General features: G+C 40.0%; 12 protein-coding genes. 3 read left to right on the top strand and 9 right to left on the bottom strand.

From position 1 onward, the window contains the following. Genes JG479_RS02250 through JG479_RS02240 form a run of 3 tightly spaced genes read left to right on the top strand, consistent with a single transcriptional unit; the run spans window position 1 to window position 4,707 of the window. On the top strand, window positions 1–834 hold the full coding sequence (locus JG479_RS02250; RefSeq protein ID WP_200219842.1) for an MBL fold metallo-hydrolase: 834 nt from the start codon (window positions 1–3) through the stop codon (window positions 832–834). A gap of 20 nt (window positions 835–854) precedes the next feature. After that, a complete protein-coding gene (locus JG479_RS02245) occupies window positions 855–3,074 on the top strand; it encodes a CHASE2 domain-containing protein (protein WP_234047893.1) in 2,220 nt (739 codons plus the stop codon). Further along, entirely contained in the window at window positions 3,046–4,707 is a 1,662-nt protein-coding gene (locus JG479_RS02240) for an HD-GYP domain-containing protein (RefSeq protein ID WP_039485693.1), read from the top strand. Before JG479_RS02245 ends, JG479_RS02240 begins: the two co-directional genes overlap by 29 nt. Before the next feature lie 289 nt (window positions 4,708–4,996). Here JG479_RS02240 and JG479_RS02235 read toward each other — a convergent pair whose 3' ends face one another. The 9 genes from JG479_RS02235 to trmJ all read right to left on the bottom strand — a co-directional run bounded on the left by JG479_RS02235 (window position 4,997) and on the right by trmJ (window position 13,236). Continuing rightward, window positions 4,997–6,424, bottom strand: a complete 1,428-nt coding sequence (locus JG479_RS02235; RefSeq protein ID WP_149602059.1) for an NAD-dependent succinate-semialdehyde dehydrogenase — start codon at window positions 6,422–6,424, stop codon at window positions 4,997–4,999. A 490-nt stretch (window positions 6,425–6,914) separates the two neighbouring features. Further along, window positions 6,915–7,253, bottom strand: a complete 339-nt coding sequence (fdx, locus tag JG479_RS02230) for an ISC system 2Fe-2S type ferredoxin (RefSeq protein ID WP_002958430.1) — start codon at window positions 7,251–7,253, stop codon at window positions 6,915–6,917. Window positions 7,254–7,264: 11 nt separating this feature from the next. Beyond that, window positions 7,265–9,127, bottom strand: a complete 1,863-nt coding sequence (gene hscA, locus JG479_RS02225) for a Fe-S protein assembly chaperone HscA (RefSeq protein ID WP_002958429.1) — start codon at window positions 9,125–9,127, stop codon at window positions 7,265–7,267. Window positions 9,128–9,168: 41 nt separating this feature from the next. Then, entirely contained in the window at window positions 9,169–9,696 is a 528-nt protein-coding gene (gene hscB, locus JG479_RS02220) for a co-chaperone HscB (protein WP_002958428.1), read from the bottom strand. A gap of 82 nt (window positions 9,697–9,778) precedes the next feature. Continuing rightward, complete coding sequence (iscA, locus tag JG479_RS02215; RefSeq protein WP_002958427.1) at window positions 9,779–10,102, bottom strand: iron-sulfur cluster assembly protein IscA; 324 nt, start codon at window positions 10,100–10,102, stop codon at window positions 9,779–9,781. A gap of 12 nt (window positions 10,103–10,114) precedes the next feature. After that, on the bottom strand, window positions 10,115–10,498 hold the full coding sequence (gene iscU / locus JG479_RS02210; RefSeq protein WP_002958426.1) for a Fe-S cluster assembly scaffold IscU: 384 nt from the start codon (window positions 10,496–10,498) through the stop codon (window positions 10,115–10,117). Window positions 10,499–10,539: 41 nt separating this feature from the next. After that, entirely contained in the window at window positions 10,540–11,757 is a 1,218-nt protein-coding gene (locus tag JG479_RS02205; protein WP_002958425.1) for an IscS subfamily cysteine desulfurase, read from the bottom strand. Window positions 11,758–11,781: 24 nt separating this feature from the next. Continuing rightward, a complete protein-coding gene (gene iscR / locus JG479_RS02200) occupies window positions 11,782–12,273 on the bottom strand; it encodes a Fe-S cluster assembly transcriptional regulator IscR (protein WP_002958424.1) in 492 nt (163 codons plus the stop codon). 237 nt (window positions 12,274–12,510) lie between these two features. Then, a complete protein-coding gene (gene trmJ / locus JG479_RS02195; protein WP_200219841.1) occupies window positions 12,511–13,236 on the bottom strand; it encodes a tRNA (cytosine(32)/uridine(32)-2'-O)-methyltransferase TrmJ in 726 nt (241 codons plus the stop codon). Window positions 13,237–13,319 lie beyond the last annotated feature (83 nt).

Raw genomic sequence — 13,319 nt, 5'->3', positions numbered from 1 at the left:
ATGAAAGTTGAATTTTTTGGTGTTAGAGGCTCGATGCCTTCAGCTGGAAGTAATACACACATTTTTGGGGGAAATACCTCGTGTGTGTACATTGAACAAAACAACGGTAAAGATCTTATTTTAGACTCTGGTACCGGTATTGTAGAACTCGGTGCACGTTTACTAGAAACACAAAGTCCTATCAATATTTTACTAACGCATAATCATTGGGATCATATTCAAGGGTTTCCTTTTTTTAAACCTATCTACCAACCCAACCGCAATATAACCATTGTAGCTGGCAACGTTGATGATAAAAAAAGCCAAGATGCCATATTACAGCAAATGAGTGGTTCGTACTTTCCTGTGTGTTATCAGGATTTACCTGCCAGCATTACGCTTAATACTGATTTATCGTCTCAAAAGCAATTTACACTTAACGGTTTTTTGGTTTCGACTGCTCCACTTAATCACCCTGGTGGCGGTACTGCTTATTGCATTAAAGCAGATGAAAAAAAGATAGCCTACGTTACCGACAATGAGCTAAACCCACCAGACAAGCTAAACACAAGTATTTGCGAATGGAGTAACTTTATTGAAGGCGCTGATTTACTAATTCATGATGCTCAATTTATAGATGCAGACTTGCCTCTTAAGCATGGTTGGGGTCATAGCACCATAGATCAGGTTGCTGAGCTTGCTATAAAAGCGAGTATTAAAAATGTAATTATTATTAGCCACGATCCATCAAGAACCGATGAACAGTTGTTGGCTATAGAAAAATATTTACACACGCAGTACGCTCAACAGGTAAAAATAGAATGCGGCCGAGAAGGACGAGTTTTTGATTTTTAGTCTATCAAGGAGCGTTACTCATTAGCTTCTTAAAACCCATTACCTCAAAGCACTTTTTTATTGGCGCTGTTATTACATTATTAATTGCATCAATAGAGTTATTTTCAACTGGGTCGCTTGCAAAGTTAGTTAACCGTGTAGAAGGTATAATATACGACTCTCGGTTATTACTGACGCTTTCAGAGACGCCTAGGCGTATTGATGAAACCGTTGTAATAATTGATATCGATGAAAAGAGCATGCAAGAACAAGGACGCTTTCCTTGGAGTCGCTCAAAATTAGCAGACCTTGTTACAAAGCTTAGTGATGCAGGTGTTATTGTTATTGCATTCGATATATTTTTTTCTGAACAGGAAGAAAACCCTGTTACAAAAATTATGTCTGAAATTCCTGATTTATCAAAAAAGTACACTATCCCCTTTGCTGAAATTACTAAACAAGTCGATGCAGACACAAAACTAGCAAGCGCATTATCTAAAAATGATACTGTTCTTGGTTTTTTACTAATTGATGAACAACTGACTAATCAAAACTTGCCAGCTAAAAACAGTGTTGTATGGGCAAGCGAAGAACACACTAATTCACAAATAAACCAGTTTCCTGGTGCTATTGTAAATATTCCACAGTTACAAAATGCTGCAACGGGCACCGGCTTTATTAATGCACATATTGACGAAGATGGCTTTATACGTAAAGCAGCTCTTATAAATCGAGTTGGCGATAAGCTTTATCCTTCTTTAGCACTTGAAGTTGCTCGACTTTATACCCTTGCTGAAAACATAGAAACCCGCTCCAATAGGTTAGATGGTATAACCTTATTCGAAGGTATAAAGTTTCAAGATAAGTGGATTCAAACTGATGAGTATGGGCAAATATTAATTCCTTACAAAGGGCGTGCACATAGCTTCCCCTATTATTCGGCTACCGATATTTTGACCAAAAAAATTGGTTTAGAGGAATTAGAAGGCACTGTAGCCTTTATTGGTACCTCCGCCGTAGGGCTTGCTGATTTAAGATCAACACCTGTTGGTTTGCAGTACCCCGGTGTGGAGGTTCATGCCAATATATTTGAAGGGTTAATGCACCCAGAGCTACTTCCCTCTAAACCTAATTGGTCACAGGGAGCAAGCTTACTCATCATTGCATTAACGGGTTGCGTACTGTCGTTTTTTAGCCACGCTAAGAGCGCACGTTTTATTATTGTTTTGTCTCTTACAGTCACAAGTGTCGTTATATTTTTAAACGTTTATTTATGGTCAGTACAAAAAATTAGTTTACCTTTATTAATGCCTCTTTTACTTATGATTATTTTAGCCGGCTATTACATCATTGTAGGCTCTATCGCTGAAATGAAACACAGCCGAAAAATAAAATCTATGTTTGACCAATATGTTCCTCCTGAGCGTATAAACCAAATGATACTTCAAGGTAAAAGTTTATCTCAAAAAAGTGAGCGAAAAAATATGACGGTGTTGTTTGCCGACATACGTAGCTTCACTTCACTATCAGAAAGTATGTCGCCTCATCAGTTAAGTGAATATTTAAACGAATATCTTACAGCTATTACCAAAATCATATTTGATCATCACGGAACTATTGATAAGTACGTAGGCGATATGGTGATGGCATTTTGGAATGCTCCACTAAAAGATGAAAACCACGCTCGTCATGGTGTTGAAGCCGCAATGTCTATGATCAACGGGTTAACGCAAATAAATCAGTTATTTGCAGAAAACAACCAGCCTGCCATAAAAATAGGTATCGGTTTAAGTACTGGCGACATGAATGTAGGTGATATGGGTTCGGTTTATCGTAAAGCCTATACAGTTCTTGGTGATGCTGTTAATTTAGGTGCTAGAGTAGAAAGCTTGACCAAATTTTATGGCGTAGCTATTCTTGTTACAGAAGAAACGATGAAGGAATGCCCTAATATTTCATTTCGTTTAATAGATAAAGTGCAAGTTGTTGGTAAAACAGCTGCTGTACAGTTGTTTGAACCTATAAACTTTACAGATAAGCTCAATGAAGAGCAGTTAAATGAAGTTAAAAAGTCGCAGCAGGCCATGACGCTTTTTTATAATAAAAACTGGCCACAAGCACTTAGCTTATTTAAAGAACTACACAGTACAACCGTATTTAGCCCCAACATTTATGCCATTTTTATTGAACGTATTAAGGGCTCTGATTTGCAAACACTAGCTAAGGATTGGAATGGTGCCTTCAAACATACTCAAAAGTAGTAAACATATGCGACAGCACATTAAAGACAAAACAAATCTTCAACACTTTATCGATATTAGCATTAGACTAACAACCGAAAAAAACTCGTCTAAGTTACTTGATGAAATACTGCAAGTTGTAATGTCGATAGCAAATTCTGATGCTGGCAGCATTTACTCTATTACCTCAAACAAACAGCTAAAGTTTGAAACAGTAATAAACAAATCATTGAATCTTTATTTAGGCGGCACATTAGGTGGTCCTGTTGATTTTCCTAATATAGATCTTTTTATTGATGGCAAACCAAATGACACCGCTATTGTTGCGCATTCTGTTAATACAGGGGAAGTAATAAATATTCCTGACGTGTATGATGCCTTGCCTTTTGATATGAGCGCTGCACGCAAAATGGATGCTCGCACGGGTTATCGTTCTGAGTCCATGCTAACAATTCCTTTAAAAGATCATGAAGATGACATTATTGGTGTAATCCAGCTTATAAATGTAAAAGATGCGCAAAATAAAAACATTCCTTTTAGTGAAGAGCTCGTCACTCTAATTCGATCTTTTGCCTCTTTAGGCGCTATTTCACTAACTAACTCTACTTTAGTTAAAGATATGGAAGTGCTTTTTTCAACGTTTGCCGAAGCTATCGCAATGGCAATAGATGAAAAGTCTCCTCACACGGGCGGCCACTGTAAGCGGGTACCAGCACTGACGTTAATGCTTGCTGATGCAGTGCATAAAATAGATAAAGGTCCACTAGCAGATTTTATAATGAGCCCAGAGGATCGCCATGAACTAAGTGTTGCGGGATGGCTACATGACTGTGGGAAAATTGCTACTCCTGATCATATTATGGAAAAGTCGACCAAGTTAGAGACTATTTTCGATCGCATAGAGTTTATTGATGCTAAGTTTGAAATAATTAGTCGAGATTTAGAACTCTCTTATCAGCAGCAAATTATTTCAGCAATAAAACAGAACAAGTCGGTTGAGGTTTTACAATTTGAACGATTGCTTGAAACTGAGCTTAAACAACTAGCCCTCGACCGTGCATTATTACAGCGGGTGAATATTGGCGGTGAGTTTTTGGGCGAAGAAGAACAAGCCCATATACTGAGAATATCAAAACAGTATTCGCTTAAAATAAACGGCGAAGAAACACCTCTACTGACTGATGATGAAGTAGAAAACCTCATGATACGACGCGGCACACTTACCCAAGGTGAGCGCGAAATCATGAAACGCCATATGGATATAACTAAAAATATATTAGATATTTTGCCGTTCCCTAAACATCTTAGTAATGTAGCTGAATATGCATTAGGTCATCATGAAAAACTTGACGGTACTGGTTACCCAAGAGGTTTAACCAAAGAACAAATGTCGGTGCCTGCAAGGTTAATGGCTATTACGGATATTTTTGAAGCACTATCTGCCGTAGACAGGCCCTATAAAAAAGCAAAACCGGTAAGTGAATGTTTGAATATTCTAGGGAACATGGTTAGTAATAATCACCTTGATCCTGATATTTTTGCTATTTTTATTGAGTCAGAAGTCTATAAAAATTATATCAACGAATATGCTAACCCAGAGCAGCTAGATGAGGTAGATTTTGATAACTTACCTGGTTATACACCTATAAGTTAGCACTTATAAAGTAATATCTTTATTCAAAATGTGCTTATTACAGTCTATGACTATTCAAACAAAAAAATGCCACCTGACGGTGGCATTTACACACGGGGTTATTTCTACTTATAGAAATACTTTTACTTTTTATTTGTTTTTTTGTGTTGTTTTATTAACAAAAAACATGTGCCCAAAGGTAGCATTTAGTGCTTTGTGTAGCAACAGTAAAAGATAAAGTTCATATATCTGCCATATTAACGTCATAAAAAAGCGCGAAGTAAATTCGCGCTCATAAACTTAACGGGCGTTATATTTTAATACACACGTACTTTTCTTCTAAGTACTCATCAAGCCCTTGATGACCGCCTTCTCGACCCAAACCAGATTGCTTAACACCACCAAATGGCGCTACTGGGTTTGATATAACACCTTCATTTACGCCGACCATACCAAATTCAAGCCCTTCACTAACTCGGTAGACTTGCTTAATGTTTTGGCTGTAAAAATAAGCTGCTAAACCAAATGGTACATCGTTGGCAAGCGCAAGTACTTCACTTTCTTCATCAAAAGGAATAACCGTTAACACTGGGCCAAATACCTCTTCGTGGTAAATATCCATCTCTGTCGTGACGTTGTTTACTATTAATGGGTTTTGAAAGCTGCCACCTAAGTCACTATTATCACCAATCAGCGTCGCGCCTTTATCGAGTGCGTCTTGTACAAGCTGCTGCACTTTCTCTTTGGCTTTAGGGTAAATAAGCGGACCAATATCAACCCCGTCTTCAAAACCATTTGCCACTTTTAACGCTGCAACCTTAGGCGTGATTTTTGAAAGTACTTTGTCGAGAATATTACGCTGTATAAAAATACGGTTTGCAGCAACACATGCCTGCCCACTGTTTCTAAATTTAGCCGCCATTAGCCCTTCAACAGCTTCATCTAAGTCGGCATTATCAAAAATAATAAAAGGTGCATTACCGCCAAGCTCCATCGAGGTGCGTTTAATTGTGTCAGCACATTGCGATAGCAACTGCTTACCTACACCGGTAGAACCGGTAAATGTAAACTTACGCACAACTTCTGAGTCAGTCAGCATTTTGCCTACTGTTTTGGCATCTTGAGAAACCAGTACATTAAATGCACCTTTTACAAAACCAGCTTGATCAGCTAAGTAAGCAAGCGCAATAGCACAAAGTGGCGTGTGTTCAGAAGGTTTAAGTATAAAGCTACAGCCCGCAGCGTAAGCTGGCGCTACTTTACGAGTAACCATAGCAATAGGAAAGTTCCACGGCGTTATACCAGCTACAACACCGACAGGCTGCTTAAAGCTGGTTAAACGGTGCGAGTCATCTGTTGGCGGAATTACATCTCCGTAACTACGTTTGGCTTCTTCTGCAAACCATTTGATAAAACCTGCACCGTAATCAATCTCACCAAGGGATTCTTTGAGTGGTTTGCCTTGCTCTTTGGTCATTAGCTCTGCAAGTGTTTGCTTGTGCTTTATTACTAGCTCATACCAGCGCATCAAGGTTTCGCTTCGCTCAGTGGCATTTGTCGTTTTTAACTTAACAAAAGCTCCTTGAGCTGCGGTTATTGCGCTATTTACACCCTGCTCGTCAATATCGCTTACTTCAACAATACTTTTTTCGGTAGCGGGATCGTTAACGCTAAAGCGCGTATCAGTTTTGTAAAATTCGCCGTTAATAAATGAGTCAGAAAAAATAAGATTACTCAAAATAAACCTCCAAAATTACGTTTTAAGGTGTTAGCTTTTAATGCGTGGCATAGAGCCAAGGCTAACATTTTAGGATCTTTGCTCACGTGAGAAGCGCAGCTTCTATATTTATAATCTAGAGTTAAAACACATCACGCCAGCAAGCTTTGCGTCTACAAAATAAATATATAATTTAAAATTTGCTGTAGACGTTGAGCTTGCTCACGTGAGAAGCGCAGCTTCTATATTTATAATCTAGAGTTAAAACACATCACACAAGCAAGCTTTGCGTCTACAAAATAAATATATAATTTAAAATTTGCTGTAGACGTTGAGCTTGCTCACGTGAGAAGCGCAGCTTCTATATTTATAACTTAGAGTTAAAACACATAACACCAGCAAGCTTTGCGTCTACAAAATAACATACGAGCTTTGCTCGTCACGCCAGCAATTCACAAACAAAAAAGCCGCTGTATCAAACAGCGGCTTTTAATATATACATCGTTAAAAACTAGTGCTCTTCATTAACGATATTGAGATTGTACTTAGGTATTTCAACCACTAGGTCTTCATCTCTTATAATTGCTTGGCAACCAAGGCGTGACTCAGGCTCTAAGCCCCATGCTTTATCTAGCATGTCGTCTTCTAGCTCATCACTTTCTTCAAGTGAATCAAATCCTTCACGAATCACTAAATGACACGTAGTACATGCACACGATTTTTCACAAGCATGCGCAATGCTAATACCATTTTTAAGCGCAGCGTCGAGTACCGTTTGACCTGTAGGAGCTTCAATTGCAGCGCCGTCAGGACATAATTCAGGATGTGGAAGAAAAACAATTTGTGGCATTCTAATCTCTCTTAAATGTTGTCTACTGACTGCCCTGTAAGGGCCTTTTTAATTGATGCATCCATTCTACGCGATGCAAAGTCGCTACTCGCATTATCGACTTTTTCGATAGCTGCTTTAATTTCGCCAGGCTCTTGTGCATTTTCGCGCACTTTTACCAGTTCTGCAATTTCAGCGCGTAAGTTAGCTAGTTGCATATCGTCAAGTAATGCACCATCGGCTTCAAGTGATGCGTTAAGCGCTTCTATTACGCGCAACGCTTCTACTTGTTGCTCTTTAAGCATACGCGCTTGCATGTCGCCTTTAGCGTTGCTCATTGATTCTTTTAGCATGTTAGCTACTTGGTCATCAGATAAACCAAACGAAGGCTTAACTTGAATCTCAGCTTGTACACCTGTTGATTTTTCCATAGCTGAAACACTTAATAGGCCATCAGCGTCAACTTTAAAGGTTACACGAATATGCGCAGCGCCTGCCGCCATTGGTGGAATACCTTTTAAGCTAAACTTAGCAAGCGATCGACAATCATCAACAAGCTCACGCTCACCTTGCAGCACATGTAATGACATGGCTGTTTGACCGTCTTTAAACGTTGTAAATTCTTGTGCGCGTGCTACCGGAATCGTTGTATTACGCGGAATGATTTTTTCAACCAAACCACCCATAGTTTCAAGCCCAAGCGATAACGGTAATACATCAAGCAATAACATGTCAGAATCGGGCTTATTGCCAATTAACACGTCGGCTTGAAGCGCGGCACCTAAGGCTACAACACGATCAGGATCGATTGAAGTTAGCGGCTCTTTATCAAAAAAGCTTTGTACTTGGCTACGTACCAATGGCATACGGGTTGAACCACCTACCATAATAACTTGCAGCACTTCTTCGTTTTCAATGCCAGCATCTTTTACAGCACGACGACACGAGCGCAGCGTTTTTTTAATTAGTGGCATAGCCATTTCATCAAACGTTTCGCGCGTTACTTCAACGGTGTATTTTTGATCGTCAAACTCAAGACCCACGTTTACTTTAGCGTATTGGCTTAATGCTTCTTTACACGCTTTTGCTTTATTGATGAATAAACGCAAAACTGAAGGTGATAATGCTGACACACCTGTTTGCTGCTTAAAGTAATCAACAAGGAGCGAATCAAAGTCATCGCCGCCGAGGCTAGAGTCGCCACCGGTTGCCATTACTTCAAATACACCTTGGTGTAATCTAAGTACTGATATATCAAACGTACCACCACCTAAATCGTAAACAGCAATAATACCTTCTTGGCCTGAATCTAAACCATAAGCGACTGCTGCTGCTGTTGGTTCATTTAATAAACGTAGTACGTTAATACCAGCCAGCTCTGCGGCATCTTTAGTACTTTGGCGCTGCGCGTCATCAAAGTACGCTGGTACTGTGATTACAGCCCCTAAAATTTCTTGGTTACCAAAACTTTGCTCAGCTCGTGCTTTTAATGCAGCTAAAATATGGCTTGATGCTTTAATTGGACTAATTTTACCTGCCGCAGTTTCTATTGCTAGCGCACCATTGTGCTCACAGAACTCATACGGTAGTTGCCCATAACTTTGCTCTATTTCAGCCTGAGTTTTACCTAAAAAACGCTTAACCGAAATAAGTGTGTTAGCAGGGTCTTGCGTTGCTGCTTGTGCAGCTTCTGCGCCAACAGTAATACCGCCTGCTTGATAACGAACAACCGACGGTAACATAGCCGCGCCAAGATCATCAGTTAACGTGCGGGCTTCGCCACTTTGCACTGTTGCAACTAAAGAATTAGTTGTACCAAGGTCAATACCAATCGCTAGTTTATGTTCGTGTGGTGCCGCGCTTTGCCCCGGCTCAGCAATTTGCAATAATGCCATAATGCTCTTTAAACTCGTGTTGCTCGCTTTGCAGCAAGTAATTAATCGTCAAATAAACTGTCTTCGATACGCTCTAGTTCTTCACGTAACTTATAAACAAACTTCAGTTTACGAATATTATCTGCGGCAAGTTGATATTGCTGCTCATCGTTACTTGCTAATTGCTCAGCAAGTTGTGCACTGTATTGCGCGTTTAATTGCTTAATTTGTTTTTCAAAATTTGCAATGGCGGTATCAGGATCGCTAGCTGATGTTAGCTCTTCAAGTTCTTCGCGAAGTTCCATTTGCTGCATTAAAAACATTGGATCTTGCAAGGTTTGCTGCTCTGCACGAATATCAACGCCTAGCTCGCTCAACATATATTCGGCACGTTTTACTGGGTGCTTTAACGTTTGTAGCGCATCGTTAATTTCGGCAGTGCTTTGCACAGCCATTAACTTATCGCGGCTGCTCGCATTCGCGTGGCGATCGGGATGTACAGTACGCTGTAATTCCAAGTAGTGCTTGTTAACCGTTGCTAAATCAATATTGTAATCAACGGGGACTGCAAATAATTCAAAGTAACGCATAACTTCAACCAATAATATTCAGAAATAACAAAGCCCTACATTAACTGGCAGGGCTTATTTATACTACAAAGATATTTAAAGCTTAAACGGTAAAGCTTTCGCCACAACCACACTCATCTGCTTGATTCGGGTTATTAAATTTAAACCCTTCATTTAAGCCTTCTTTAGTGTAGTCGAGCTCTGTGCCGTCAATGTAAACTAAGCTTTTAGCGTCAACAATTAATGTAACACCTTTAGCCGCAAAAGTTTCATCGTCTTCGTTTAAATCGTCAACAAACTCAAGTACATAAGCAAGACCTGAACAGCCCGTCGTTTTAATGCCAACGCGCAGGCCTAAACCTTTACCGCGGTTTGCTAAAAATGATTGTACGCGGTTTGCTGCCGCATCTGTCAATGTCACTGCCATGAGTTTCTCTTCTTACTTCGCTTGTTTGCTTTTGTAGTCTGCAATTGCTGCTTGAATTGCGTCTTCGGCTAAAATTGAACAGTGAATTTTCACTGGTGGCAACTCAAGCTCTGCACTGATATCAGTGTTTTTAATTGTCGCTGCTTCGTCTAGCGTTTTGCCTTTAACCCACTCTGTTACAAGTGAAGAAGAAGCAATTGCGCTACCACAACCGTAGGTTTTGAATTTTGCATCTTCAATAACGCCAGTGGCAGATACTTTAATTTGCAGTTTCATTACGTCACCACAAGCTGGTGCGCCTACCATACCCGTTGCCACTGACGGATCGTTCTTATCTAGAGTACCTACGTTACGTGGGTTTTCTACGTGGTCGATTACTTTATCACTATAAGCCATTATTCTATCCTCATTACCTGCTAGGGTATGTGCTCACACTATTAGTGGTGAGCCCATTCAACTGAATCTAAATCAATACCTTCTTGATGCATCTCCCAAAGTGGAGACATCTCACGTAGGCGACCGATAGAGTTTTTCATTAATTCGACGGTGTAATCAATCTCTTCTTCGGTAGTAAAGCGACCAATACTAAAACGAATTGAGCTATGTGCTAATTCGTCGTTACGGCCAAGTGCACGTAATACATAAGAAGGCTCTAAGCTTGCAGATGTACAGGCTGAACCTGACGATACTGCAATGTCTTTTACTGCCATAAGTAACGACTCACCTTCAACAAAGTTAAAGCTGATATTTACAATACCAGGTACTGATTGGTCTTGTGTGCCGTTAAAGTATACTTCGTCCATATCAGCCATAATGCCGTCGATTAAACGATTACGTAGTGCGCTGATGTGTGCGTGATCTTTTTCGAAATCTTGCTTAGCAATTTTAAACGCAGTACCCATACCCACTAATTGGTGAGTTGCTAGTGTACCAGAGCGCATACCGCGTTCATGTCCGCCACCGTGCATTTGCGCTTCAAGGCGAGCACGTGGTTTACGACGAACGTAAAGTGCACCAACACCTTTAGGGCCATACACTTTATGTGCAGAGAACGACATAAAATCAACTTTAAGCTGTTGCACGTCGATTAATACTTTGCCCGCGCTTTGCGCTGCATCTACGTGGAACATAATTTTACGTTCGCGACACATTTCGCCAATAGTCGCGATATCTTGAATTACACCTAGCTCGTTATTAACGTGCATGATGCTTACAAGTACTGTGTCGTCACGCATTGTGTCGGCAAGTTTTTGTAAATCAAGTAGGCCGTTTTCTTCAACGTCCATGTAAGTTACTTCAAAACCTTGGCGCTCAAGCTCACGACATGTGTCGATTACAGCTTTATGCTCAGTTTTAGCGGTAATAACGTGCTTACCTTTTTTCTTGTAAAACTGTGCTGCACCTTTAATAGCAAGGTTATTTGATTCTGTTGCACCCGATGTGAAAACAATTTCACGTGGGTCTGCATTAATTAAATCAGCAATATCTGTACGCGCTTGGTCAACAGCTTCTTCTGCTTGCCAACCAAAACGGTGTGAGCGTGACGCAGGATTACCAAACTTACCGTCCATTGTCAGGCACTGCATCATTTCTTTAGCAACACGTTCATCAACAGGCGTGGTCGCTGCGTAATCTAAATAAATCGGTAACTTCATTTCTCTCTCCGCTGCAGGTCAACCTTAAAGTTGACAGCTTACTTGAATGTTTTCCAACTGCTTAATTGCATTATTGATACTGTTATCTTGGCGCGATGCTATTTCTTTCACATCTGATTTTTCCACCAATTCAGCAAGGGTAATATTATTCAAAAATTCTTCTATGCGTGCGCTTAAGTCTGACCACAAATTATGTGTTAAACAACGCATACCACTCTGACAGCCGGTATCGGCACCTTGGCAACGTGTTGCATCGACCGATTCGTCTACGGCGCTAATAATATCGCCAACAGAGATAACGCCCGCTTCACGCCCTAGTAAATAACCACCACCAGGTCCACGAACAGAACTTACTAGGCCATTTTTACGTAAACGAGCAAATAATTGTTCAAGGTAAGACAAAGAAATTTCTTGTCTTTGTGAAATATCAGCAAGGGCTACAGGACCTACACCTGTGTGTAGTGCAACATCCAGCATAGCTGTAACGGCATATCTGCCTTTTGATGTTAACTTCATAACGCCCCCTGCACAAAAGAGTGCAAATTTTAATTACCAGAGTAAATTAGTCAAGTATTATCACTTGATAAAAATTTGATTTATAAACTCTTACTTTTTAAATAGTAGAGTTAACAAACTTTCAATACTTGACCTCTTTGGTCAAGTATTACAGCCATTGTAATTACCTGAGTATTTTAGTCAAGTATTAGCTAGTTATTTACCCATTGGTTTTTATAACTAATAGCTATACCTAAGTTACTTAGGGATAGACTTATTAATTGAAGTGAGAATACCGCGTAAAATATTCATTTCGGCATCTTCAGGGTGAGCTCGGTTAAATAAACGACGTAATTTAGTCATAACTAAACCAGGGTGCTGTTTGATAATAAAGCCTGTTTTGAAAAGCGTCTCTTCAAGGTGCTCATAAAACAGTTCTGTTTGTTTTGAGCTTGGGTAAACAGCATCGTCTTCTTCAACCTTTTTAGGTTGTTGATTTACAAACGCCATGCGTGTTTCGTAACTAAGTGTTTGTACGGCCATAGCTAAATTAAGCGAGCTGTACTCTGGATTAGCAGGAATACATACGTGGTAATTACAAAGCTGTAACTCTTCATTAGTTAAGCCACTGTTTTCACGACCAAATACTAGCGCTACAGGACCATTTACAGCTTCAGCAACGAGTTTTTCACCACATTCACGTGGTTCAACCATTGGCCACGAAAGCGTACGAGAACGCGCACTTGTGCCAATTGTTAATGTACAGTCAGCGATAGCTTCTTCAACAGTACCTACAATAACTGCATTGCCTAAAACATCAGTTGCGCCTGCAGCTAAAGCACTTGCTTGGCTGTCTATTTCACAAGCAGGATCAACTAAATAAAGCTTTGATAAACCCATGGTTTTCATGGCGCGAGCCGCCGAACCAATATTGCCCGAATGTGACGTGTTAACTAAAACAATGCGAATATCATCTAAGATCATTACTGTGCTACTTTGCTATGCCAAAAAATTGCGCAAATTCTAACATGAAAATGTAATAAGATCCTAGATTCAAAAGGCTAGAT

Source organism: Pseudoalteromonas sp. LC2018020214 (assembly GCF_016598755.1).
Classification (GTDB): Bacteria; Pseudomonadota; Gammaproteobacteria; order Enterobacterales; family Alteromonadaceae; genus Pseudoalteromonas; species Pseudoalteromonas distincta.
This window is presented reverse-complemented; position numbering and strand designations above follow the sequence as displayed.